Origin of the sequence: Massilia glaciei (assembly GCF_003011895.2) — a bacterium.
Classification (GTDB): Bacteria; Pseudomonadota; Gammaproteobacteria; order Burkholderiales; family Burkholderiaceae_D; genus Telluria_A; species Telluria_A glaciei.
The window spans coordinates 1-24,347 of sequence record NZ_PXWF02000306.1; the positions used below are offsets into that span (position 1 = coordinate 1).

The 24,347-nt window shown below is 62.6% G+C and carries 24 protein-coding genes; 9 read left to right on the top strand and 15 right to left on the bottom strand.

The genetic code is table 11. From position 1 onward, the window contains the following. The 3 genes from C7C56_RS23730 to C7C56_RS23735 all read right to left on the bottom strand — a co-directional run. The coding region (locus tag C7C56_RS23730; protein ID WP_146204623.1) for a hypothetical protein at nucleotides 1-220 on the bottom strand (220 nt) is incomplete at its 3' end. A gap of 271 nt (nucleotides 221-491) precedes the next feature. Continuing rightward, nucleotides 492-623, bottom strand: a complete 132-nt coding sequence (locus C7C56_RS30390; protein ID WP_267874731.1) for a hypothetical protein — start codon at nucleotides 621-623, stop codon at nucleotides 492-494. Nucleotides 624-641: 18 nt separating this feature from the next. Then, the gene (locus C7C56_RS23735; RefSeq protein WP_106759832.1) at nucleotides 642-1,112 is read right to left on the bottom strand and encodes a GNAT family N-acetyltransferase; all 471 of its coding nucleotides are present in this window, start codon (nucleotides 1,110-1,112) and stop codon (nucleotides 642-644) included. Between the two features lie 225 nt (nucleotides 1,113-1,337). Here C7C56_RS23735 and C7C56_RS23740 point away from each other — a divergent pair, with 225 nt between their 5' ends. Beyond that, nucleotides 1,338-2,864 (top strand): right-handed parallel beta-helix repeat-containing protein, encoded by a 1,527-nt coding sequence (locus C7C56_RS23740; protein WP_106759833.1) that lies wholly within the window; start codon nucleotides 1,338-1,340, stop codon nucleotides 2,862-2,864. A 553-nt stretch (nucleotides 2,865-3,417) separates the two neighbouring features. Here C7C56_RS23740 and C7C56_RS23745 read toward each other — a convergent pair. Beyond that, on the bottom strand, nucleotides 3,418-4,005 hold the full coding sequence (locus C7C56_RS23745) for a DJ-1/PfpI family protein (protein WP_106759834.1): 588 nt from the start codon (nucleotides 4,003-4,005) through the stop codon (nucleotides 3,418-3,420). 202 nt (nucleotides 4,006-4,207) lie between these two features. Between C7C56_RS23745 and C7C56_RS23750 the strand changes: the two genes are divergently transcribed. Next, nucleotides 4,208-5,890: a SulP family inorganic anion transporter gene (locus tag C7C56_RS23750; protein WP_106759835.1), complete on the top strand. Its 1,683-nt coding sequence runs from the start codon at nucleotides 4,208-4,210 to the stop codon at nucleotides 5,888-5,890. Nucleotides 5,891-6,012: 122 nt separating this feature from the next. Here the strand turns inward: C7C56_RS23750 and C7C56_RS23755 are convergent, their stop codons facing one another. Together C7C56_RS23755 and C7C56_RS23760 are read right to left on the bottom strand one after the other, a co-directional pair. Beyond that, a complete protein-coding gene (locus C7C56_RS23755) occupies nucleotides 6,013-6,357 on the bottom strand; it encodes an antibiotic biosynthesis monooxygenase family protein (RefSeq protein WP_106759836.1) in 345 nt (114 codons plus the stop codon). Further along, nucleotides 6,354-6,686, bottom strand: a complete 333-nt coding sequence (locus tag C7C56_RS23760) for an NIPSNAP family protein (protein ID WP_106759852.1) — start codon at nucleotides 6,684-6,686, stop codon at nucleotides 6,354-6,356. Before C7C56_RS23760 ends, C7C56_RS23755 begins: the two co-directional genes overlap by 4 nt. Before the next feature lie 74 nt (nucleotides 6,687-6,760). Here C7C56_RS23760 and C7C56_RS23765 point away from each other — a divergent pair, with 74 nt between their 5' ends. Continuing rightward, nucleotides 6,761-7,438, top strand: coding sequence for an ArsR/SmtB family transcription factor (locus C7C56_RS23765; RefSeq protein WP_106759837.1), 678 nt, complete (start codon nucleotides 6,761-6,763; stop codon nucleotides 7,436-7,438). Between the two features lie 355 nt (nucleotides 7,439-7,793). Here the strand turns inward: C7C56_RS23765 and C7C56_RS23770 are convergent, their stop codons facing one another. Then, the gene (locus C7C56_RS23770; RefSeq protein WP_106759838.1) at nucleotides 7,794-8,723 is read right to left on the bottom strand and encodes a DnaJ C-terminal domain-containing protein; all 930 of its coding nucleotides are present in this window, start codon (nucleotides 8,721-8,723) and stop codon (nucleotides 7,794-7,796) included. A gap of 76 nt (nucleotides 8,724-8,799) precedes the next feature. Between C7C56_RS23770 and C7C56_RS23775 the strand changes: the two genes are divergently transcribed. From C7C56_RS23775 to C7C56_RS23785, 3 genes are all read left to right on the top strand, one after another. Then, a complete protein-coding gene (locus tag C7C56_RS23775) occupies nucleotides 8,800-9,702 on the top strand; it encodes a c-type cytochrome (RefSeq protein WP_106759839.1) in 903 nt (300 codons plus the stop codon). A gap of 133 nt (nucleotides 9,703-9,835) precedes the next feature. Then, nucleotides 9,836-11,269, top strand: a complete 1,434-nt coding sequence (locus C7C56_RS23780) for an MATE family efflux transporter (RefSeq protein WP_106759840.1) — start codon at nucleotides 9,836-9,838, stop codon at nucleotides 11,267-11,269. 426 nt (nucleotides 11,270-11,695) lie between these two features. Then, on the top strand, nucleotides 11,696-13,921 hold the full coding sequence (locus C7C56_RS23785) for a S9 family peptidase (RefSeq protein ID WP_106759841.1): 2,226 nt from the start codon (nucleotides 11,696-11,698) through the stop codon (nucleotides 13,919-13,921). Nucleotides 13,922-14,037: 116 nt separating this feature from the next. On the opposite strand, the gene C7C56_RS23790 is transcribed toward C7C56_RS23785, so the two are convergent. The 3 genes from C7C56_RS23790 to C7C56_RS23800 form a co-directional block, all read right to left on the bottom strand. Continuing rightward, nucleotides 14,038-14,217 (bottom strand): CsbD family protein, encoded by a 180-nt coding sequence (locus tag C7C56_RS23790; RefSeq protein ID WP_106759853.1) that lies wholly within the window; start codon nucleotides 14,215-14,217, stop codon nucleotides 14,038-14,040. Nucleotides 14,218-14,377: 160 nt separating this feature from the next. Then, nucleotides 14,378-14,560, bottom strand: coding sequence for a CsbD family protein (locus tag C7C56_RS23795; RefSeq protein ID WP_106759842.1), 183 nt, complete (start codon nucleotides 14,558-14,560; stop codon nucleotides 14,378-14,380). An 87-nt stretch (nucleotides 14,561-14,647) separates the two neighbouring features. Next, complete coding sequence (locus C7C56_RS23800; RefSeq protein WP_106759843.1) at nucleotides 14,648-15,271, bottom strand: class I SAM-dependent methyltransferase; 624 nt, start codon at nucleotides 15,269-15,271, stop codon at nucleotides 14,648-14,650. A gap of 200 nt (nucleotides 15,272-15,471) precedes the next feature. Here C7C56_RS23800 and C7C56_RS23805 point away from each other — a divergent pair, with 200 nt between their 5' ends. Then, nucleotides 15,472-15,756, top strand: a complete 285-nt coding sequence (locus C7C56_RS23805) for a flagellar protein FliT (protein ID WP_106759844.1) — start codon at nucleotides 15,472-15,474, stop codon at nucleotides 15,754-15,756. A 364-nt stretch (nucleotides 15,757-16,120) separates the two neighbouring features. Here the strand turns inward: C7C56_RS23805 and C7C56_RS23810 are convergent, their stop codons facing one another. Continuing rightward, nucleotides 16,121-17,080 carry a type IV pilus assembly protein FimV gene (locus C7C56_RS23810; RefSeq protein ID WP_181373331.1) on the bottom strand — a complete coding sequence of 320 codons (960 nt, stop codon included), beginning with the start codon at nucleotides 17,078-17,080 and terminating at the stop codon, nucleotides 16,121-16,123. 207 nt (nucleotides 17,081-17,287) lie between these two features. Here C7C56_RS23810 and fumC point away from each other — a divergent pair, with 207 nt between their 5' ends. Together fumC and C7C56_RS23820 are read left to right on the top strand one after the other, a co-directional pair. Then, nucleotides 17,288-18,691 (top strand): class II fumarate hydratase, encoded by a 1,404-nt coding sequence (gene fumC, locus C7C56_RS23815; RefSeq protein WP_106759846.1) that lies wholly within the window; start codon nucleotides 17,288-17,290, stop codon nucleotides 18,689-18,691. 84 nt (nucleotides 18,692-18,775) lie between these two features. Continuing rightward, the gene (locus tag C7C56_RS23820) at nucleotides 18,776-19,009 is read left to right on the top strand and encodes an RNA-binding S4 domain-containing protein (RefSeq protein WP_106759847.1); all 234 of its coding nucleotides are present in this window, start codon (nucleotides 18,776-18,778) and stop codon (nucleotides 19,007-19,009) included. A gap of 27 nt (nucleotides 19,010-19,036) precedes the next feature. Here the strand turns inward: C7C56_RS23820 and C7C56_RS23825 are convergent, their stop codons facing one another. The 4 genes from C7C56_RS23825 to C7C56_RS23840 all read right to left on the bottom strand — a co-directional run bounded on the left by C7C56_RS23825 (nucleotide 19,037) and on the right by C7C56_RS23840 (nucleotide 23,921). Continuing rightward, nucleotides 19,037-20,437 (bottom strand): hypothetical protein, encoded by a 1,401-nt coding sequence (locus C7C56_RS23825; RefSeq protein ID WP_106759848.1) that lies wholly within the window; start codon nucleotides 20,435-20,437, stop codon nucleotides 19,037-19,039. A gap of 186 nt (nucleotides 20,438-20,623) precedes the next feature. After that, nucleotides 20,624-21,424: a hypothetical protein gene (locus C7C56_RS23830; protein ID WP_106759849.1), complete on the bottom strand. Its 801-nt coding sequence runs from the start codon at nucleotides 21,422-21,424 to the stop codon at nucleotides 20,624-20,626. A gap of 422 nt (nucleotides 21,425-21,846) precedes the next feature. Beyond that, the gene (locus C7C56_RS23835) at nucleotides 21,847-22,839 is read right to left on the bottom strand and encodes a GlxA family transcriptional regulator (protein ID WP_106759850.1); all 993 of its coding nucleotides are present in this window, start codon (nucleotides 22,837-22,839) and stop codon (nucleotides 21,847-21,849) included. 17 nt (nucleotides 22,840-22,856) lie between these two features. Beyond that, complete coding sequence (locus C7C56_RS23840; RefSeq protein ID WP_106759851.1) at nucleotides 22,857-23,921, bottom strand: DJ-1/PfpI family protein; 1,065 nt, start codon at nucleotides 23,919-23,921, stop codon at nucleotides 22,857-22,859. Nucleotides 23,922-24,347 lie beyond the last annotated feature (426 nt).

Sequence of the window (24,347 nt, forward strand, 5' to 3'; positions counted from 1 at the left end):
TCAACAGTTCGAGCAGCGCGGGTTGGCCAAGCAATGAACGCAGCGAAATCTTGGCGTCATGCGACAGCGCGCTGATCGTGAATGTGTAGCCATCGCTGATGGTCTCCTCGCCGCGGACGCATTCCGCAAGGAGCTTGTCGCTGCCCAGTGGCGTGGTAAGACGCAACAGCCGGTTGGCCTGCGTGTGTTGTCCGAACAGGGCTGAGACGTGTTCCAGCATGGAGGGGCTTTCAGCGCGGACATGCCGCATTAAAAAAGGGCCTGACGAAGATCACAATGTTCACGATTGGGAACGGGGATGTTGCACATTGGCATGTCCAATGTGTGTTGATTTGTGCTGGGTCAAGAACCGGGCATTCTTGCGGGAAAAATTCGGGAGAGGATCCTAGCGCTGCCCGGCTTGGAAAAATTGGGCCTTGCTCTGCCGCGCCGCGAAATCTGAAGCGGGATGCGCTAGCCGCAATACTTGGTTGCGTCAGATTTAGGCAGACTCAGCATAGGGCAAACGCATGCGTTTGCGCCTTCGCGGGAGTGACGGTAGTGGAGATGGTCGCGAAGTTGGCGTCGGTGGCGTCGGTGGCGGTGGCGGTGGCGTCGGTGGCGGTGTTGGAAACTGACGTCACGGGTTGATGAGGTTGTTACTAAGCCAGAGAGTCCTTCGCATCCAGGCGCTCCCAGGCCAGCAACAATACCGCCTTCGCGTAGTGGCTGTTGCACCATCGGTATTTTTCGACGATGTGCGGGGGATGTCCAGCCGACAGCGGCACAGGCGCAAACCCCATCGAGGTGTACAGCGCCTCCAATTCTTCAAACGGCAGGCAGAACAATTTCGCGCACGGCGAAATCGCCTGCAGCCTCGCGACAATCTGCTTCGCGATGCCCCTCCCCTTGAACTGATCGAACACATACATCCCGCCCAGCTCGCCTTGGCCCTCCGCAACGATGACGATGCGGCCGATGCCCGCAGCTATGCCGTCGACTTCGGCGACCACGCCGATGTCTTTGCTAGTCGATGGTAAAAAATCGATCGTACGGTAGCGTTCGTTGATCCATTCGAGATCTGCCGAGTTCGCATCCCGTATATTCACCACCTGTTCTGTGCGCTTGATCATGACGCGATTCTACCAGCGCTGTTGCCGATCAAATCTTGCCAGAACGGAAGCATGTTGCCGAGTTAATTCCACTCCGTCTGCACATCTGCGCGCCGCCGCGAAGCTTTGGGCGCGTTCAATTTTCAAATAATACCGAACGTAAATTAATCTAAAAAAACATTGAACCTAAGCAGTTTCCGACCGTCATACCTTGCTCATTTTCATGTTTAAGTAAGGAATTAACTGATGGTTGAACTCTTCAAACACAATACCAAAATCCGTATGAGTGCCCTTCTCTCCTGCAGCGCTTCAATCCTGCTAGCCGCCTGTGGCGGCCCAGTCGATCCAATTGGCAGTGCCCAACTTGCGCAGTCCACAAGCAGCCTGTCGCCAACCGCGCTTAGCGCGCCCCCCCAACAGTCCAACCGCAGCGACGCTGCCGCAATGCCGACGGCGGCGGAGTTTGTTCCTGCCGAGGCCGACGCCACGGTAGCCGGCGCAGACCAAGCGCCGGCAGAGTTCACCATCAGCGGTTACGGCGGCGAAGGCTCGCCGGATCAAGCCGCCCCAAACAACCCGGATGTGAGCGGCGCTGCCGGCGGGAGCGCCTTGCCGTTCGGCGCCGACGCGCAAGCCCCAGCCGCAACCGATCCAGCAATGCCGGGCGCCACGCGCCTGCTCGCGGCATCGACGTTTCAGCTCTTTGCCACCAACCTGGTCCCGGCAACGCCGTACAAACTTTACGTTGCCACGACAGGCAATGACAGCAATCCCGGCACTGCGGACAAGCCTTTCAAGACCATCGCGCGCGCCGCGACGGCGGTCAAGCCCGGCACCACGGTCTTTGTCGCGCCGGGCACGTATGCCGGCGGATTCAAGACCACCCAGAGCGGTACAGCGGCCAACCGCATTTACTACGTCTCGACCAAGCTGCGCGCGGCGCGCATTGTGCCGCCTTCGAGTTCGAGCAACGATACCGCCTGGGACAACCGGGGCAGTTACGTCGACATCATCGGTTTCACTATTGACGGCACCAAGTCGGGCGGCGGCAAAAAGTGGACGCATGGTATCTACAGCGGCGGCTCGCTTGTGATGATCCGCAAGAACCATATTCACCACATCGCAAAGACGGCTGCCTGCACCAGTGCCGGCGGCTCCGCGATCGGTATCGACAGCTACTATCGTGGTGTTAAGTCGGAGGTCATCGCCAATATGGTCAATGACATCGGCCCCGTGGGATGCCGTTATATCCAGGGCATTTACATCAGCACCTCGGGTCTCGTGATGAACAACATCGTTTACCGGGTCGCCGAAGCGGGCATCCACCTTTGGCATGATGCGAACAATGTGGTGATCGCGAACAACACTGTGGCCGACTCGCATACCGGCATCGTTGTTGGCGGGGGTGATTTCTATCACACGAGCAGCGGCGCGGTTAACACGCATGTGGTCAATAACATCGTGTACGACAACGCCTACGGCATCTCGGAGCAGGGGAAGACCGGCAAGAACAACACTTACCGGAACAACCTGGTGTATCAAAACTCAACCTATAACTGGAGTCTGAAGAACGGTTTGAGCCATAGCGGGACCGTGACCTCGGCGCCGTTGTTTGAGGGGTACGCGACTTCGGGGACGCCTAACTTTAAGTTGAGCCGTTCGTCGCCGGCGATCGGACGGGGGACGTCGATTTTTGCGCTGCCTACCGATTACAACGGCAAGACGCGTAGCTATGCGACCGGGTTTGATATCGGGGCGTATCAGGCGGAGTGATTGATCTGATCGCGAATGACGCGGGAGGTTGCGCGTGACGGGGGACCATGCTTGGCGTGGTTTCCCGTTTTTTTGTTTTGGCGGGGGTTCTCTAGTCTTGAGGCCGCGTACTGGTGCTGTTTGATTCCTGGGTTCCCGACTGCGCGCACTGCTGCCAGGGAAAAATTTATTGACATCAGATCGATGTGATAAAGATGTAAAAGTGGCAGAAATCGTGAACTAGATCTTGATCGAAAAATAGACCAACCGTCATCCTCGCGAATGCGCAAACGCATGCGTTTGCCCCATGCTGAGCTTGCCTATACGCAACGTTCGAAACTTCAGACCGATAACTGCGCGGTTAAAAATTTTTGAAGGCTCCAAATTGCGAGCTCAGCATGGGGCAAACGCATGCGTTTGCACATTCGCGGGAATGACGTTGGGGCGGAGGGCGGGTGGTCACGGAGCGAATGACGCAGGCTGGTCACAGAGCGAGTGCCGTAGTGGTCACGGAGGCGAAGCCATAATGTGGTCACGGAGGCGAAGCCATAGTGTGGTCACGAAAATGACGTGGTCACGACGTCACGCCAGGGTCGGTGCCCATTGGAAGGGTCAGTTCTTGCAGCAGGGTTCTGTTGAAGGCGGGCAGGTCGTCGGGGTCGCGGCTGGTGACCAGTTTGCCGTCGACGACGACCTCGTCATCGGTCCATTCAGCCCCGGCCTTGCGCAGTTCCTCCTGTAAGCCCGGCCAACTCGTCACGTGCTTGGCTTTGGCAATGCCCGCGTCGATCAAGGTGCGCGGCCCCTGCCCCAACGCGGCGATCGGTTTGTCTTGCAGCGAAAACTCGCGGATGAAGGCCAGCGCTTCAGGACTCTGCTTGAGCCGGTCAGGGTTGGCCTCGCCCGACGCCAGCAGCAATCCGTCGAAATGTACCGGCCGCGCGTCGCGCACGTCCATCTCGACCAGAAAACGCGCGCCCTGCGTGCCGCGATCGAACGATTGGATCGCCTCCCCCTTGGGCTTGGGCGATATCAGCGTGACACGCACACCATGCTGCTCGAGGAAATCACGCGGCCCAAGATACTCAAACGCCTCCACCCCATCGGTCGCCAGCACCGCAACATGCTTGCCCTTCAGTGCCTGCATATCTTCCTGTTCCATAAAACCTCCTTTCCCGCTGATTTTAGGTGCGCGGCACGTCCCGTGGCGCTCGTGCAGAGTGCGCAACTTCAAGGAATGCGTGGGAACTTTATCTGTTTTTGGACAGCAAAGGCCGCTGTGCCTTATGATCGTTTACGATCCGCCCCCCGCACAGACGCCTTTGCGCCAACCGCGCACGGGACGGAACTCCGCATGGACTGCCATGATCAGCATTGTCGAGGCGCACCGCGCCGGTCTTTTCAAGCGCCCGCACCTGTTGCCCAACATCGTTGCCGGCGCCGTCGTCGGAGTCGTCGCCCTGCCCCTGTCGATGGCGTTTGCCATCGCCTCCGGCGCCCGGCCCGAGCATGGCTTGTACACGGCCATCGTCGCCGGCTTCGTGGTGGCGGTCTTTGGCGGCACGCGCCTGCAAATCGCAGGGCCCACCGGCGCCTTCGTGGCGATTTTGGCGGGCATCACCGCCAAGTACGGGATCGATGGCTTGCAGATCGCTAGCTTTATGGCCGGCATCATGCTGCTCGGCCTGGGCCTGGCCAAGATGGGCGGCGTCATCAAATTCATTCCCGATCCGGTCATCGTCGGCTTTACGACGGGTATCGGGGTCATCATTTGGGTCGGGCAGTGGACGTATTTCTTCGGGCTGCCAAACGTGAGCGCCACCCACTTCCACGACCACGTCTGGCACCTGCTCCAGGCCTTCCCGCAGTTGCATCCGGCCACGACCGGCATCGCGCTCGCGAGCCTGGTGGTCACCCTGTATGCGACCCGCATGCCCGGCCTCAAGCGCGTGCCGGGGCCGCTCGTGGCGATGGTGCTCGCGACCATCGCACACTCGCTGTTCCAGTTCGACGGCGTGGCGACCATCGGCAGCGCCTTCGGTGGCATTCCGCAGCAATTGCCTTCGTTCTCGCTGCCGGTGGTGACGCTGTCGCGCGTGTTCGAACTGGTCGCGCCGGCGTTTGCCATCGCCATGCTGGGCGCGATCGAGTCCTTGCTCTCGGCCGTCGTGGTCGACGGCATGGCCGGCACCCGCCACGATTCGAACCAGGAGCTGATCGGGCAAGGCCTCGCCAATCTGGCCGCCCCCTTGTTCGGCGGCTTTGCCGCCACCGGCGCCATCGCGCGCACGGCCACCAACTTCCGCAATGGCGGCTCCAGTCCGCTCGCCGGCATCGTGCACGCGCTGACCCTGGTGCTAGTGATCGTCGCCATGGCGCCGCTCGTGGCCAATGTGCCGCTCGCCGCGCTGGCCGCGATCCTGTTCATCGTCGCCTACAACATGGCCGAGGTGAAGCATTTCATGCGCATGGTGCGGCGGGCGCCGCGCGCCGATGTCGCCATCTTGCTCATCACGTTCGTGTTGACCGTGTTCGTGGACTTGATCGTGGCCGTCAATATCGGCGTCATTCTTGCCACCTTGCAGTTCGTGCGCAGGATGTCGCAGTCGGTCGAGGTGGTGCGCTTGACCGAAACGGATCTGCATCAGGATCTCGCCGGCCAGGGCATGCCGGCCTTGCCGGAGGGCGTGGTCGTGTATGCGATCGAGGGGCCGTTCTTCTTCGGCGCCGTCGAGCGCTTCGAACGCATCGTGCTCCATGGCGACAATCTGCCGAAGGTGCTGGTGTTGCGCCTGCGCCGCGTGCCATTCATGGATATCACGGGCATGCAGGCGCTGGAGGAAGCCATCGGGGGCCTGCAGGGGCGCGGCGTGCGCGTGATCATGTGCGAAGCGAACCCGACGGTGCGCAAGAAAGTGGCCGCGGCCGGTTTGCTCAGTCTGCTCGGAGACGATGGCTACTTCGACGCTTTCGGCCCGGCATTGGCCCAGTGTGCCGGCATCGGTGAGGCTTCGGCCGCCGTCGCCCCGGGCGGGCCGGCAAGCTGACGCCGCAAGCCGATCGCGTCATCGAGGTCAGCAAAGCATTTTTCTCGCCCGACGATGTGCTGTAGGCCGGTATTCATTCTTGTATAGCGCGGCACCCGGCTATGCAGATTTGCATTACTCCCTCAGCCGTGCAACTGGCGCGAATCGGCCGGCGCCTCGGCGCGGTCGTTGAGGCCGTAGTCGCGCATGACGCCGGCCACGCGCAGCCGGTAGTCTTCAAAAATGCGGGCGCGGCCCTGCCTCTGGATCTCCCGATGCAGTTCGCCATTGCGCCACGCTTGCACCGCAGCCTCGTCGCGCCAGAACGACAGCGACAGGATTTTGCCGGGCTGCGACAGCGACCCGAACCGTTCGATCGAGATGAAGCCGTCGATGTCGTCGAGCATTGGCCGCAGCCGCGCCGCCGCGTCCAGGTACGCCTGCTTGTGCTCGGCGTGCGGCAGGACTTCGAAGATCACGGCGATCATCCGATCGCCTGCTGGTGCAGGGTGCCGGCGACGCCTTCGACGAAGCTGCGCTCCTCGCGCAGAATGAAGCGCTTTTCTTGCGCCATGTTGAAATTGGCGCGGCCTTCGGCGTCGGTTTTGAGGCGCGCGCGGTAGGCCTCGTACGCGGCCAGGCTGTCGAAGCCGATCAGCCCCCAGGCGATGTCGTTGCTGCCCTCGTGCGGCAAAAAATAGCCGATCAGATCGCCGCCGCAGCGCGGGATGATGCGGCCCCAGTTCTCGGCATACTGTTTAAATTGCTCGCGCTGAAAGGGATCGATCTGGTAGCGGATGAAGCAGGTGATGCGCATGGGTTTCTCCTGGTGGCCAAGTGCGACCACTATACGAGCTTGTCCGTGCCGGATGGTTCGGCTAAGATCGAACCATGAAAGACGGACCCAACATTATCAACATCGCCGCGCTGATCGGCGACCACGCGCGCGCCGAGGTGCTGACCGCGCTGATGTCCGGCATGGCGCTCACGGCCACCGAGCTCGCCGCCATTGCCGGCGTGACCAAGCAGACCATCAGCGGGCATCTTGCCAAGCTGCTCGCGGCGCAGTTGCTGGTGGTCGAGGCGCAGGGCCGGCACCGCTATTTCCGCCTTGCCGACGCCGACGTCGCGCAGTTGCTCGAGTCGCTCATGAATGTGGCCTTCCGCACGGGCGCGCTGCGCCTGCGCTCGAGCCCGCGCGAACCGGCGCTGCGCAAGGCGCGCGTTTGCTACGACCATCTGGCCGGCGAACTCGGCGTGCACATGTACGACCGGCTCACGCAGGCGGGCGCCTTTTCGCTCGGGGCCGACGGGGTCGGGCTGACCGACGCCGGCCGCGCCCGGGTGCATGCGCTGGGGATCGATACCGCCGCCCTGGCGCACAAGCGGCGCGAGCTGTGCCGCACCTGCCTCGACTGGAGCGAGCGCCGCCACCACCTCGCCGGTTCGCTCGGCCGCGCCCTGCTCGCGCGCTTCGAGGCACTGGGCTGGGCCCGGCGCGACAAGGGCTCGCGCGTTGTCGCGTTTTCGGTTGCGGGCGAAAAACAATTGCGCGACTGGGCAGGCTGATCCGATAACCGCGCGCAACAATATGGGCGGTGGAATGTTTTTCCTTGCGATGGCACAAGCTTTCAACGTGTGGCACTAGGGTTCGCCACACTCAGACCGTTAGCATGGTCGGGATACCACTTGTTTGGAGATCCCCATGCCAGCCGCAACCCGCATCGGTTCGCAAGAGCGCCCAGCGCTCGATGCGACCGTTTGGGCTGGCGGCTTTGGCTTGGCGGCCGTGTTGCGGGCCACGTTTTTGGCCAAGCTTTCGACCACGTTTTTGGCCAAGCTTTCGAGCACGTTTTTCGCCAAAATTTCGGCTACGTTTTTCCCCAAGATTTTCGCCAAGATTTCGGCCACGTCGGCGCGCGCGCTAACGCCCCAATTGCTGGCGGGGATTAAACGCCATTTCGCGCGCCATGGCCTGGTACAAATCGCGCGCCTTGTCGCTCGCGGCCGGCGGCAGCACCACCTCGAGAATCAGGATCAGGTCGCCCGGCGGATCGCCCGGAACGCCGCGTCCCTTCAGGCGCAGCTTGCGGCCGGTCTGCGAGTCGGCCGGCACCCGCACCTCGACCTGCCCGGACGGGGTCGGCACGTCGATGCGCGCGCCCAATGCCGCCTCCCAAGGTGTGACGGGAACGGTCTCAAACACCTGCTTGCCCTCGACCCGGTAGCGCGGGTCGGGATTGAATTGCACCTCCAGGAACAGGTCGCCGGCCGGTCCGTTGCCGTGCCCCGGATGCCCCTGCCCCGCCAGCCGCAACTGCTGCCCCGACACCACGCCCTTGGGAATGTTGACGTGCAAGGTGCGCTCGCGGTTGAGCACGCGCCCGTGCGGGTCGCGCTCGGGCACCCGCAGGCTGACCGCGCGCGTGGCGCCGGTAAAGGCGTCGGCGAGGTCGATCGACATGGATGCGTGGATGTCTTCGCCACGCATTTGGTAGGCTCCCGCGCCGGTGCGGGAGCGCCGTCCCACGTGGGCGAACAGGTCGGCGAAAAAATCGTCGGTGCCGCCGCCCGCGCCGGCGCCGCCAAAGTCGAAACCGCCCCAGTCGGGCGGCGGTTGGAAAGGCTGGCCGGGCCGCTGCCGCTTGCCCAGGTCGTCGTAGGCGGCGCGTTTTTCGGCGTCGCCCAGCACGGCGTAGGCCTCGTTGATTTCTTTGGTCTTGCGGTCGGCGTCGGCAACCTTGCTCACGTCGGGATGGTACTTGCGCACCAACTTACGGTAAGCCTTTTTTATCTCGTCCGCAGAGGCAGTCTTGGCGACCCCGAGGGTCTGGTAGTAGTCCTTGTATTCCACGAGCGCTACTCCTGGAGAGTTTTTACCATCGTACTGCGCCACCCATGCAAAGAGCGCACGCTTCGGAGACAATTCAATGAACATTTGGCTTAAACGTAGTGCCGTGACATTCGGCATGCTCGGCGCGGTCGCGCTGGCAACGGTCTTGCTCGGAAAGCATTTGGGCGAGCGTAAGATGCAGCGCGTGATGCTGGTCTCGGTCGAACCGGTCGAGGTGCTCACCGACGGCGCCCACATCGCGCAGGGGCGCTACCTGTTCAACACGCGCGGTTGCGCGAGTTGCCACGGCGCCAATGGGGCCGGCTTGCAAGTGATGAAGGACGAAGGCCTGCTCGTGGTCGCGCCCAACATCACCGGCGGCGCGCACAGCGCCATTTCGGACTACAACACCAGCGATTGGGTGCGCACCCTGCGGCACGGGGTCAAGCCCAACGGCAACCCGGTGATGATCATGCCGAGCGAGGATTTCAACCGCCTCTCCAACACCGACCTTGGCTCCCTGCTCGGCTTTGTGCAGCAACTGCCGCCCGTCGCCGGACGCAAGGCCGTGGTCGAGCTGCCCGTCAAGCTCAAGCTGATGTACGCGTTCGGCATGTTCCGCGACGCCTCGCAGAAGATCGACCACAGCCTGCCGCCGGCGGCCCCGGTGCTGGCGGCGGCGTCGCTCGAACACGGCGCGTACGTGGCCAACAATTGCATCAGCTGCCATGGCGCCACCCTCAACGGCGGCCGGATCGCGGGCAGCCCGGCGAGCTGGCCCGACGCGGCCAATCTGACGCCCGGCCCGGGCGGCGTGATGGCGCGCTATCCGACGGCTGCCGCGTTCATGGCGATGCTGCGCAGCGGCAAACGTCCCGACGGTTCCGCCGTGAACCAGGCCATGCCGTTCGACGCGCTGGGCGAGATGAACGACACCGACGTGGCGGCGCTGCACATGTACCTGGCCAGTTTGCCGCCGCGCACGCCAGGGGGGAATTGATACCGGCCCGATCGCGCATCAATCCATTCCCGCAAGGCGGGCGCGGGAATGGAGACCGAATTTATACAATTGCAATATAACCGCTTTGACTGATTGCCAGTAAAATCACTGGTTTAGTCAACGCTGGCGCCGCATGTCCCTCTCCCCCGTCCGATCCCCCCGCGCCGTCCGCACCGAAATCGCGTCCCTGTGGAAGCTTTCCTGGCCGATGCTCGTCGGCCAGCTCGCCACGGTCGGCATGAGCGTGGCCGACGTCGCCATGACGGGCCACGTCAGCGCCGATGAATTGGCCGCCGCCTCGCTCGGCGCCTCGGTCTGGTCGATCGTGCTGGTGACCGTGATGGGCGTGATGATGGCCATCAACAGCATCGTCGCGCACGAGGTCGGCGCGGGCCAGTTCGGCCGCATCCCGCACACCGTGCGCCAGGCCATGTGGAAGGGCTTGGGCGTGGGCCTGCTCGCCTGCCTCGCCTGCATCCTTGCCACCGGACTGTTCGCGCATGTCGGCATCGGCGAGGCCGTCAGCGAGCGCGCGACGGCGTTCCTGGCCATCATCAGCCTCGGCATGCCCGCGTTCGGCTGCTACCGCGCCCTGTATGGCTACACGACGAGCATCAACCAGACCAAGCCGATCATGGTCATCGCCATCTTGGGGCTGCTGTTCAACATCGGGGTCAACTGGTTGCTGGTGTTCGGCAACTGGGGCTTCCCGCAACTGGGCGCGGTCGGCTGCGCGATAGCGACGGCGATCGGCATGTGGCTCATGCTTGGCGCCATGCTGGTGTGGATCAAGTTCGCGCCGGCCTATCGGCAGACCTATCCGTTCACGCACTGGGAATGGCCGCACTGGCCCGAGATCGGCTCGATGCTGCGGCTGGGGCTGCCGATCGGGGTCACCTATTTCGCCGAGGTCAGCGCGTTCGGGGCCATCAGCCTGCTGGTCGCGCGCTTTGGCGCGGTCGAGGTGTCGGCACACCAGATCGCGCTCAATTTCTCGTCCGTCGTGTTCATGGTGCCGCTTAGTTTCGGGGTGGCCACGACCACGCGCGTGGGCCAGGCGCTGGGCGAAGGCCGCGCGCGCCGCGCCCGCTTCGCCGCGCGCGTGGGGGTGTGGCTGTCGGTGGCGTTCGGGGCGTTCTCGGCGGCCGGCATCGCGCTGTTCCGCTGGGACATCGCGGGCGCCTACACGAGCGACCCGGCGGTGCAAGCCCTGTGCGCGCAATTGCTGCTGATGACGGCGCTGTTCCAGTTGTCGGACGCGGCGCAGGTGTCGGCCTCGAGCGCGATTCGCGGCTACAAGGTCACGCGCCAGCCGATGCAGATCCAGCTGTTCGCGTTCTGGGGCTTCGCGCTGCCGGTGGGCTGTGTTCTGGGGCTGGCGCCGGAGTGGTTCCCGTGGTCGCCGGCCAAGCCGATGGCCGCGAACGGTTTCTGGATCGGGCTTGTGCTCGGGCTCACGATCGCCGCGGTGTTGCTGACATGGTCGCTAGAGCGGCTGGCGCGCAGCCGCATCCTTGAAAATCAAAATCAACGCCGTGATGCCCGAGTGTGCGGGAGCACATCATGAGCATGCAGCTGTGCGTCTTCAAAAATCTGGGTGCACGGTCGCTGGCCTGAAGGTTCGAAATACGCGTAGGGGCAAGTTCAGTATGGGTCCCCGCCTGCGCGGGGATGACGTGGGGCTAGTTTTTCGATGAAAGCCTGGTTCGCGATTTCTGCTGCGTTGAACCGCTGTTTGGATTTACGTGCGACGTCAATAAAACTATCCCGTACAGCGGTCTTATAGAAATCGCGAACCATATCTTGATCAAGTAAAAAAACCAACGTCATCCCCGCAAAAGCGGGGACCCATACTGAGCTTGCTTCGAGGCGGACTTCGATCGAGACGTGGTGGCATTGGCAAGAACCCCCGCAGCTGTAATTACAGCTTTTGAAGCCGGACTCTGGTATCGTCGTGCCCTTGTGCAAGATCAACCTTTTATCGAGACAATCCATGCGTTTTATTCTTTGCTTTTTAGCCGCATTGGCGCTTGTTCCCGCATCCGCGGAACAACTGACACTTGACCGTATCCACGCCGACCCGGCGCTGGCGGGGCCTGGCATGCGTAACCTGAAAGTATCGCCCGACGGCGCCCGCGTCACCTTCCTGCGCGGCCGTCCGGACAACCAGTTTCAGCTCGACTTGTGGCAATTTAATCTCAAGGACAAGAGCGAAAGGCGCCTCGTCGACTCCAAGTTGCTCGTCCCGAACGAGGAGCTCTCGCTCGAAGAAAAGGCGCGCCGCGAACGTGCCCGCGCCGGCAGCCTGAGCGGCATCCTCAATTACAGCTGGTCGCCGGACGGCAAGCAGTTGCTGGTGCCGATCGCGGGCGACCTGTACCTCGTCGACGTCGCCAAGCCCGACGCGGCGCGCAAGGTCGCGACCGGCAATGTGGCCGATCCGAAGATTTCGCCGAAGGGCCGCTACCTGTCCTTCGTGCGCGACCAGAATTTGTTCGTGATCGAACTGGCCACCGGCAAGGAAACCAAGCTCACCTCCGACGGCGCCGGCACCATCCACAACGCCGAAGCCGAATTTGTGGCGCAGGAGGAAATGGACCAGCGCACCGGCTACTATTGGGCGCCGGACGAGTCGGCCATCGCCTACAAGCGCTACGACGAGGCCCCGGTGCCGCTCGTGGACCGCTTCGAAATATTTGCCGACCGCACCGCCGTCGTCAAGCAGCGCTATCCGGCCGCCGGCGACGCCAATGTGCTCGTCGACCTCATGATCGTCTCGCCCACCACCGGCGTCCAGCGCCAGGTCGCCCTCGGCGCCAACCGCGACATCTACCTCGTGCGCGCCGACTTCAGCGCCGACAGCAAGCATCTCGTGTACCAGTTGCAATCGCGCGACCAGAAGCGCCTCGACCTGGTCGCGGTCGATGTCGCCACGCTGGCCCAGCGCACCTTGCTGACCGAGACTTCCAAGACCTGGGTCACCATCAACGACGACCTGCATTTCATGAAGAAACGCAATGCCTTCCTGTGGGCGTCCGAGCGCACCGGCCGCAAGCATCTGTATCTGTACGGCATGGATGGCAAATTGCTCCACCCCGTCACCGCAGGCGACTGGGGCATCGACAAGGTGCTCGCCGTCAACGAGAAGACGGGCCGCGTGTATGTCGACTCGAACCGCGACGCGGTCATCGACAAGCAAATCTACGCGCTCGCGCTCGATGGCGGCACGGCCGACAAACCGGTCCGCGTCACGCAGGCCGACGGCTGGCACGACGCCGCCTTCTCGCGCAGCGGCGAAGTGTTCATCGACACCTTCTCGGACCCGTCGACGCCGCCGCAAATCTCGATCCGCTCGGCCGACGGCAAGATGATCGGCTGGCTCGACCAGAACCTGTTGTCGGGAGACCACCCCTACGCCAAGTACAAGCCCAACCATCTGCCGACCGAATACGGCACCGTGAAGGCCAACGATGGCCAGACCCTGTACTACTCGATCGTCAAGCCGACCGGCTTCGACGCGGCCAAGCGCTATCCCGTGTTCCTGACCACCTACGGCGGCCCGGGCCGCCAATATGTGCAGCGCAAGTGGGGCAACAATTTTGACCAGTACATGGCGCAGCAGGGTTATGTCGTCTTCCGCCTCGACAACCGTGGCTCCGACCGGCGCGAGCGCGCCTTCACCGACGCCCTCTATAAAGACCTCGGCAGGGTCGAGGTGGCCGACCAGCTGACCGGCGTCGACTGGCTCGCCAAGCAAAGCTTTGTCGACGCAAAGCGGATCGGCGTGTTTGGCTGGAGCTACGGCGGCTTCATGTCGCTGCGCCTGCTCGCGGCCGCGTCCGACAAGATCGCGATGGGCGTGTCGGTCGCGCCCGTGACCGACTGGGCGCTCTACGACACCCACTACACCGAGCGCTTCGTCGGCGGCACGCCCAAGTCCGACCCCAAGGCCTACAAGGACAGCGGCGTGTTCGCCTATCTGGACGGGCTCAAGTCGCCCCTGCTGCTGGTGCATGGCATGGCCGACGACAACGTTTTGTTCAGCAACAGCACGCGCCTCATCGACGACCTCGTCAACCGCGGCATCCGCTTCGACCTGATGACCTATCCGGGCGCCAAGCACGGCATTTCGTCACGCCCGGGGCAGCGCCATGTGTTCGGCACGATCGACGCGTTCTTCCGCAGGCATTTGATGCCGGCCGCGCCGCTCGGCAAATAACAGCCGCGCTAAAAAACGGACGCAAAAAAAACAGCCGCGCAATTGAATGCGCGGCTGTTTTTCTTTGGAGCGGGAACCTTCGGTCCGCCGCGTCCTTTACGCGAACTTGGGAACTCTTAGTTCGTCGCATCCTTGACGGCTTCTTTCAGGTCGCCCAGTTTCTCTTGGGTCTGGCCTTCGATCTGGTTCTTCATGCCTTTGAGCTGCTGCTCTTTGTTGCCGACGATTTCGCCAGCTTTTTCCTGGATTTTGCCGCCGATGTCTTGCAGTTTGCCGTCGATTTGGTCTTTGTTCATGATGAGTTCCTCAAAAGCGCACATCCGGATGGCCGTGCAGTGAAGCCAGAATAGGCGCTATCAAAAATGCGGTCCGTGCGGAGACGAACACAGCGTTAGGGGCATGCCTCTAAACAAAAACAGCCGCGATCCGCGGCTGTTTCCGTTTAAAAAATCGAACTTAGCAGTTGCCGCGGTCCTTGGCGATCTCTTTCAGATCGCCGACCTTCTCCTGCGCCTTGCCTTCGACCTGCTTGGCGATGCCCTTGGCCTCCTGGCTCTTGCTGTCAATGAGATCGCCGACTTCCTCTTGAATCTTGCCACCGATATTTTTGGCCTTGCCTTTGAATTGATCTTCGTTCATGGTTATTCTCCTGGTTGGTTTCAAGGGGCATGTGCCCGCGTGACAACCCCACAATATGGCCATTCCTCAACTTGTTCTGTTCGCCAACTAACCGAGTGGCCTACGCCAAACGCTGGCGAGCCAGGGTTGCTGCTCGCGCGGCAGGCCCGGCGGGCGGTAGTAATGGTCGACGGCAATGAACCCGGCCGCCGTGGTGAACTGCCGCCAAGTGGCCAGATCGTAGTAGCTGCCGTAACGTTCGCCGTTCCAGCCTTCCTCGTTGTGTCCGCGCGGATTCGAGCTGAACAGCACCCCGCCCGGCTTGAGCGCCGCGAACAGGTCGGCGAGCACCTTCGGCAAGGCCGCGCTGGGCACGTGGAACAGCACCGCGTTGGCAAACACGCCGTCGAACAGCCCGGCCGGCAAGTCGAGGTGGACGAAGTCCTGCTGCCAGACCTCGCAGCCGCTGTAGTCGCGCGCCATGTCGCAAAACTTGCCGGACCCTTCGACCCCGATCGCGCGGTGCCCGAGCGCGCTGAAGCTCTTGAGGTCGCGCCCGGGCCCGCAGCCGAGGTCGAGGATCGTGTGCGGACCCGCGCATTCGATCGCGCCGAGCAGGGCGTCGATGTTCTGGCGCACATCGTGGTCGATGGTGCCGGCAAAAAACTGGCGTGCGTTGCTGTCGTAGTACGCCAGCGTGCGGCGTGTGATCTCGTCGGTGGATTGCGTCATGGCAGTGCTGCTGAAGTGGGTATGCCCGCAGTCTACCTCAGGGACGCCCCCGACCGCGCCGGCGAGCGCCTTTTCGTCCGGCGAGGAAATTTTTTGAAAATAAGCCAAAACAGGCCTAAAGTTCCTCTCCACCGGGCCGTTACGTAGAGACACGCGGTAATCCGCGGTAATCTTTTCCTACTTTCTGCCCAGGTGCTGACATGACCTCCAACGAAGTCCTCTCGATGTACGAAACGCTTTCCGGCCTGACCGGGAAGATGTCGGTTGCGGCCCAGGCCGGCGACTGGGACGATGTCGCCAAGCTCGAGCACAGCTGCGCGCAGCAGACCGAAGCGATCGACACGGGCGTTCCGGCCCTTAGCGGCGCCGCCCGCCTGCGCAAGATCGAACTGCTCAAGCAAATCATGGCCAACGACCGCGCCATCCGCGAGATCACCGACCCGTGGATGGGCCAACTTTCACAGATCATGACCGCCGCGCACTAAGGAGCCGTTCACATTCACGGCTGCTAAATACCGAAGGCATCAACGAAAAAAGCGCCCGGGGGGGCGCTTTTCTTTTAAACAATTCCGGAGAGCGAACACCAGGTATCTCCTGGTGTCGCCTCTTGCCGGTTGCATCCGGCGTCCGCGCGCACATTGTCGGCTTACGGACCGCTTCCGGGACAGGCGTTTCTTCAACGGTCATCTGCTTGTCGCGCCACACTATCGTTGGTGGCTGCGCCAGATCCTGGCCCCGTTTTTTGTGGTCTTTAAGACCACGGAAAATAGTATATAGGAAAATACGAAGTTGTGTAGTCCAGTTTGTATCAAATTCGTAAAATCAATATTTTTCGATTTTGCAATGGTTTCAAGCTGACTCCGGCTGGCCCGGCACCTGGGCGCCTTCGGTCCAGTGCTTGCGCCGCAAGCGCTCGCGCAGCCGGTGCCAGAGTGCCGTCAGGGCGTGGCGCGGTGGTTGGGTATCGCCTTCAACGTGGCCTTCAACGTCGCCCCCTGCCTCGGCCCCGCCCGTTTGCCCGCTCCTGTGCCGGAGGATGTACAGCCCGGCGGCAGCTGCGAGCACAAGCAGCACCAGGGCGCCGATGCCGACCCAGAACCATGGCGACTTCCCGGCCGGCAGCGCCTTTGCGGGCTTGGCGGATGCGGCCGCGGACGGCTTGGCCGGCTGCGCGGCAAGCGGCACTGGCGCAGCGGCCATGGCGTCGGCCACCGGCTCGACTATCGGCTCGACCATCGGCTCGTTCAGCATGCCAGGCCCCGCATCGGCCGGCACGCCCAAGCTCGTTTGCAACTGCCTCATCTTCTCTTCGACCTCGGCCAGCTTGGCTGTGAGCACCCCGTTCTGGTACTTGAGCCCCGCTTCGTTGTCGGGTGGCGTCGCCTCGACGGTCGGGGCCGGCGCCACGGCGGCGAAGCGCATCTGGGGCGCGCGCGGGCGCACCGCGGGCGCAGGTTTCACATTCGCGGCGGCCGGAGCGGCAACGGAGCCCGGCTTCGGGTTCGGGTTCGCCGCCAGCCAAACCGTGGCCGTGCGCACGGCCCGGTTGCCGCCCTCGGTCAATTCGAAGAACAGGTGCAGATGGGGGGTGTCGACCGCTCTTGACGAGCGAATATGCAAAATCTGGCGCCCGCCGCGCCGCTCGACGACCATCGCCAGGCCCGACAGCACCGGCGTCATCGCGACATTGGCGGCCAGATAGACGTCGCGACTGGCCAGCTCGACCTGCACGGGCGTGTTCGGGCTTGCCAGCGAGGTCAGCTCGATGTCGGCCACGAGCGACTGGCCGATGAAGGAGCGCGCGCTCACTTCGCCAAGTTCGGCCGCCTGGACGCAGCAAAGTTGTCCGGCCAGCGCCAGCGCTGCGGCAAAGTTAAAAAAACGGAAAACGGGGCGTCGAAGCATGGGGAAAGAGTAACCGTATTCGCCTGAAAAGGGTGAATTTGTAGCCTAAAACCAATTAACGAACATTGGGCTAAACTCTTTAGCAAGCCAACGATAAAAACAGGATGCACCATGGAAAACGACAGCGGGAACCGGCTCGAGAAGGACAGTTTTGGCCCCATCGCCGTGCCCGGGGCGCGCTTGTGGGGCGCGCAGACGCAGCGCTCGCTCGAGCACTTCGACATTTCCACCGAGCGCATGGCGCCCGAGTTGCTGCACGCGTTGGCCCAGGTCAAGCGCGCGGCCGCCAGCGCCAACGCCTCGCTCGGGCTGCTGCCGGCCGACCAGGCCGACGCCATCATGCGCGCCGCCGACGAAGTGCTCGCCGGACAGCACGCGGGCGAATTCCCGCTGGTCGTCTGGCAAACCGGCTCTGGCACCCAAAGCAATATGAACATGAACGAGGTGCTGGCCAACCGCGCCTCGGAGCTGCTGGGCGGCGGCCGCGGCGAGGGCCGGCTGCTGCACCCGAACGACCATGTCAACCTCGGCCAGTCGTCCAACGACATATTTCCGACGGCCATGCACGTGGCGGCCGCGCACGCGCTCACGCACGCGCTGCTGCCCGCGCTGGCCAAGCTGCGCGGCACGTTCGAGCTCAAGGCGCGCCAGTTCGCCGACATCGTCAAGATCGGCCGCACCCACCTGCAGGACGCCACGCCGCTGACGCTGGGCCAGGAGTTTTCTGGCTATGCCGAGCAACTCGCCTTTTCCGAGCACCACATCAAGGCCGCCCTGCCCGCCCTGCTGCAGTTGGCCGCCGGCGGCACGGCCGTCGGCACCGGCCTCAACACCCATCCCGATTTCGCCAACCGCATCGCCGCCGAACTGGCCGCGCGCACGGGCTTGAGCTTCAAGAGTGCGTCCAACAAATTCGCGGCGCTGGCCGGCCACGACGCGCTGGTCGCGGCGCACGGCGCCCTCAAGACGCTGGCGACGGCCCTCCTCAAAATCGCCAACGACGTGCGCTGGATGGCCTCGGGCCCGCGCTCGGGCCTGGGCGAAATCACCATTCCCGAGAACGAACCGGGCAGCTCCATCATGCCGGGCAAGGTCAATCCGACCCAGGCCGAGGCGCTGACCATGCTCTGCTGCCAGGTGTTCGGCAACGACGTGGCGCTGACGATCGGCGGCGCATCGGGCAACTTCGAGCTCAATGTGTTCAAGCCCATGATCGCGCATAACTTCTTGCAAAGCGCGCGCCTGCTGGCCGACGGCATGCGCTCGTTCGAGCACCATTGCGCGCGCGGCATCGAACCGAACCGCGCCCGCATCGGCGAGCTCATGGAAAAATCGCTCATGCTCGTGACCGCCCTCACGCCCCACATCGGCTACGACCGCGCCGCCCAGATCGCAAAAAAGGCGCAGCACGACGGCATCACGCTCAGGCAGGCCGCCTTGCAGTCCGGTTATGTGAGCGAGCAACAGTTTGGCGAGTGGATCGTGCCGCTCGCCATGACTCGCCCGGGCCTGTGAATGGGCCGTTTGGGCCCGCCGCCACCGGCCGGACCGTGATCCTATAAACTATGCCTTACCAACAATGTAGCTTTAGAGGATAGTATGCAAAAACTCAGTTTTGAACTGGCGGGCGAGTTCGTCGAACTGAACCAGTTGCTCAAATTGTCGGGCCTGTGCGACAGCGGCGGCGCCGGCAAGAACCTGGTCGCCAGCGGCGTGGTGTCGGTCGACGGCAATAAGGAATTGCGCAAGACCGCCAAAATACGCGCCGGGCAGACCGTCAGCCTCGGCGACGTGCGCATCAGTGTGGTGCCGGGGGGCGCAGACGGGGCTTGAGGAGCTTGGAATTCGCCAGGTTCGGGATTAGCGAGGCAACCCTGCCAGCAGCACTTTGGCATGGGGCGCGGCGCTGGTTCTTCCGCCTGCGATCGCTTGGACCCGCAGGCGCAACGCGGGCGGCAGTGCGCCGCCCCAGAGGATCAAACGCGCCAACTCGTCCGGACGGTTTGGATGGGAACTTTCCAGGTCCTCGATCAAGGCCCCAATCAACGGTGTAAGCAAGGGCGGCGCAACCCGGCGCCGCGAGGACTCGGGCAACTCGGCCGCCAGATAGGCCAAGGCATGTGCGGTCTGATTACGCAGTGCAGGATCAGCGCGCTCGAATGCTGGCTGCAAAGCCGCGGCAAGCGCTTTCAGCGCCTCCGCATCAGGCACATTTTGCTCGGCCTGCCAAAGGTGGGCCAGAGCCACGATGTTACAGGTCGGCGACATCTGATAAAGGAAACTCAAGGCGAGTGTCCATTGCACCATGCCCACGTCGGCCAGCCCTATTCCGCCGTATTTGAAGTCGCTACCGAGAACGGTTCCGCACACTTGTCGAAGCACCCGTTCGGGCGGGCGGTTCCGCATGGTGCGGAGCAGCGCCTCCAATTCACCGCACCCGCCTTCGACGTTGGCGCGCATGTCGAACTGGACGGCTGCAGTGCGGTAGAACTTGTCATCCACCTCGGGAAAGCCAACCATGCCGCTCATCCGTACGCGGGTCAGACGATTGCCGCAGGCAGCGCGGACGGCATTGCGCTGCGCGCTGTATTCGGGATCCACGCGCGATGCACTGCCTGGAGCCCAGCCACTGTCGTATAGCTCGGGTTCGTACGGCCAGCCTGCGATGAAATTAAACTTGGGTGGCTTGGGTGGCTTGGGCCGCAACACAGTGAAGTCATCGACGGCGTAGGAAAGGAATTCCCGGTAGTTTGCGAGCTGCGCCGGAATCGCATAGGTGAATTCTTGCACCACGGCCGGCGACGGTTCGAAACATGAGCCGGAACTGGTGGGTACGCTCGAGACCTTGTAGATTGGCCGCGGCGCTAGTTTAATCGCATACTCTCCGGCAGTGTGCACCACGCCGTTGTCAATAGCGACAGTGAGATGGTCGGGATGCTGCCAAACGCCGTGGGCCGGCAGATAGCGGAAGTGATAGCGTGCGCCGGGCTGGAATCCATTGACCAATTCGACCCGCACTAGGCCCCGCGACCCACGGATGCGGATTTGCAATGGACGGATGTCCTCGGCAGACTCGACCCGGAAATTACCCGCCATCGGCCTTCCCTCCTGCATATGGAACATTACGCCAAGGGCGTTTCTGGGGAGTCTATTAACCTCGGCCCGAGTAAAACCTGATTGATCAACCTCTCCCATCGGCTGGCATGCCGCTACGGGAAGTGCTGCGGTCAGTGCAGCCATCGCCAAAATGCTTTTGCGCATGCCAGTTCCTAAATTTGAGGTGCCCGCGCACCGGCCCAACAACCTTCGCAATTCAATGGTCCAAAGTCTCATCCCTGCGCGAGACACCCAATAACTTCCGTTTCCCGTCAACAGCAGTCCGGCCAGCATCGTCGCCAGCATGATCCAGAGCACCCGGCCCCGGCCCAGGCGATCGGCAACGCGCCCCTAGCAGGATGCCACGCTGAATATGCCTCCCAGCGCGGCTAGTGTTCCGCCTAACAATACCATCGTCAATCGTCCGCGGTTGAGCACTACGTCCGCCAGAAAGCTGAGCGCTACCAGAAGGTAGGGAATGTAATAGAAGCCTATGTAGTCGCCGAACAGGATAGTTTGGAGCCAGTCTTGGTTGAACAGGTAGATGGCGAAGGTCAGCGCGGCCGCGCCTCCCATTACGACTGCGGGAGCCAGAAGTTGCAGAGCCGGACGTTTCCACCAAAATGCGGTCGCTGTGAGCAGCAGGAGCACGATTCCGTTTGCCGCACTGAAAATCTTAACTTCCTTAAGGAGCGACTGCGCAACGTCCCTGTACTTCGACTCAATCAGGCGGGTGACTTGGGCATTGTTTTTTTGAAGCGACTCGATTCGATTCTTCTGAATATCGTGCTCCATCTCGGTTGCGCGCTGGCGGCAGGGGCAGTCGGGGTGGAGCATGTATTCCATGATCAACGCTATACGGGACGGCAGTTGGGCTGACAACGCCGCCTTTGCTTCCGCAATCTCTTTATTGTTGCGCGCGAGGATGCGTTCCGCCGACCTCAGCAATCTTGAATCATCTATCACATGAAGCCGTTCGGCAACGCGATTCTGGACTTCAATAGCAATGGATGCTCGCGCCCACTTCTCGATCGTCACTGGCCGCATGAACGCGAGCGCTAGCAGCAGAAAGAAAACAGTCGCTCCGCCTCCACCAACCCACAGTATCAGGCGGCGAATAAGTTCGTCGCTTCCAGGTGAAGAGATGCTCAAAGTAATTTGCCGTGTTTGGGTTGGGTGACTCGGCAAACTTTAGCATAACCATTCAACGGAGCTAAAAACTCTAAACGATAAATCGGCCGTAGTTATCGCGCACTCGACCCCGCGGCCGCAGCCAACAGATATTTCCGTCTCCCCTCGGAGGAGACGAGTATGAGAGCTGGGGCGTGGCAACCGGAACGTTCTTCGAGATCGTAAACCGTCAACTTGTGACTGCACCAGTCAAGTTCTACGCGCTCAACGCCGGGAATGACCTGATGGGTATTTTACTGACCGAGCGGAGCGCCAGGTTGCCGCTGCACGCAAGACCTTAAAGCTCCGCTCGGACTGGCCGTATCTGCCGACGATGCACGCGCCACGATTCGGCCAATATCAATGATGCGTGTCGTCCTGTTTCGCTTCCTGTAGATTCCGGTTCAGCTGTCGGCCCCGGCATGGCCGGAGAAGCGGCTGCGGTACTGGCCCGGACTTACGCCGAACTGACGTTGGAAGGCGCGGCGCAGATTCTGCTCGTCGGTATAGCCCGCGTTGGCCGCGACGGCCTTGAGCGGCAAAGCCGTTTTCTCGAGCGCCCGGCAAGCCGCTTCCAGCCGCATCGCCTCCACCATGCGCGCCGGCGTGCGTCCAAGCTGGCTGACGTAGCTGCGCGCGAAAGTGCGCGCCGACATGCCTGCCTGTTCGGCGAGCCGCTCGACAGTCAACGTTTCGCGCAGGTGCGCGGCCACCCAGGCATGCAGTGCATCGAAGCGTCCACCTTCATGCGACTGCGCCGCCAGCGGCACGCTGAACTGCGACTGTCCTCCGGTGCGCTTGATGAACATGACCAGCTGGCGTGCCGTTTCGATCGCCACCTGGTGGCCCCAGTCTTCTTCGATCAGCGCCAGCGTCAGGTCGATGCCGGCGCTGACGCCGGCGGAAGTCCAGACCGAGCCATCCTTGACGAAAATTTTGTCGGCGTCAATGTGGATGCCGGGATTTTGCGCCTGCAGCCGGTCAACCCACTCCCAGTGCGTGGCCGCGCGCTTGCCCTGCAGCTGCCCGGCCGCCGCCAGCAGGAATGCGCCGGTGCACACCGAACAAAGCCGGCGCACCAGAGGCGCCTGGCGCACGATCCAGTTGACCAGGGCGGCGGGCGAGTGAAATTCGTCGCCTTTGCAGCCGCCCGGCGCGATCAGGGTGTCGATCGGCATGTCGTCCAATGTGGCGATCGACACTGTCATTACCGGCAGGCCGGCACTTGTGGTGATCAAGCCGCCATCGGCCGAGGCGACAATGATGTCGTACAGCGGCTCTGCGTTGCCGCTGTGCCGTTTGGAGGCGGTCGACAAGGCCTGCAGCGGGCCGCACAGGTCTAGTAGATTCATGTCGTCGTACGCGAGCAGCACCACGCGCAGGGTTCTGGTAGTCATGGGTTTTTCAGGGACTGTCATTGGTAGGCAGGATACTCGAATTCAAGGGCAACGAGCCCTGCAGTTCGGTGACCATAGCGTTGTGCCAGGGCGCCAAGCGCGTGATCGAGCGCCCGGCCCGGCAGGGCGCCAACGGACGCGAGCACCTCGGGCGTGCCAGCCGCACCGGCTACGCGGTCCGGAACCAGGGTCAGGCCGGAACGCGTCGCCAGGGGAGCAAACGATGGCGCCACGGAGAGCACGATGCTGCGCTTGGAACGGGCCCACGCATCGGCTGTGAATGCGAGCGAGATTTCGTCCATCCCGGCCGTCACCGGTACGCCGATGCTTTCCGTCGAGTGGAACCACTGATTGGTGTAGCCGGAGATGTAGGCGCCGAGATTGCGGCCTAGCGCGGGCCGGAATGCATCGCTGTTGTGAGAGGTGGACCAGTTGTCGACGCCCATATCGTGGGCCAGGCCGGCGGCGCGCGCCGCTCCGGAAATCGCCTCCACCAGCGCCAGTGCGGTCGGCATGGCGGCGCTGACGCCAGCGCTGGACACCAGTTTGCCATCGACGACGTAGCGCATGTTCTTGACCCAAAGCGTGTCCGGGAAGTGCTGCTGGCGATACGACTGCGAGCCCCAGTGGCCGGTGGCCCGGTGGCCTTTGAGCAGGCCGCTGCCGGCCACCACCAGCACGCCATCGCAGATGCTCACGATGGTGGCGCCCTTCGCAGCTTGCGCTACGACCCAGGGTCCCAGCGCGCTGGTGGCGTAGTTCGCCACGGCAGGTACGATGACATAATCAGCGCCGTCCGGATAGCGTTTGTCGAAGTCTGCCAGCGTGGCGTCCGGCTGCATGTTCAACGCTGGCAGCATTTTCATTACTCCCGGGCGGGTGGCAACCGATATCACGTCAGCCGCGCCGGAGCGCTTCAGCACGCCGTATGGAATGACGAAGTCGACCAGTTCGGTGCCGTTATTGTCGCCAGCCACCGCGACAACAGGTTTCGTACGGCCAAAACGGGCCTCGTAGGGCGCGATATCGGCCGCAGTCGCCAGCTGGCCGACCAGTAGCAGCAGGAAGAGCAAAGTACGCATGTCGATAATCCTTGGGTTGGTGTATCAGGATTATCGATACCGGCTGCCCCGGTCGAATGACAATAGGCAGTCAATTCCTGCCAAGGTTCTGCCCGCGCAGCCACGCCAGTTCGTCATCCGCTTTGGCATACAGCTTCGCGTCCTGGCTTAGCAACGCGCTGTTTCGATTTCCGGTCGAAACTCTTTATTGCAACCTAGCCAAGGTCCGCTTTAGGGCGGCGGCGCCAAGCCTCCGGGCCGTCTTACAACGTCGAGTACAATCGACAGCAGTCGGCCAGGAGCGAACATTCCCGATTATTCACGGAGCTAGCATGCACAAGCGTATTCGCGAATATTTAGCAACGGTAGATTGGCATGATGGCGATACTCCTCCAGTCGTTGACCTTGACCTCTACTTTAACGCATAGGTTTATACACAACTCACTC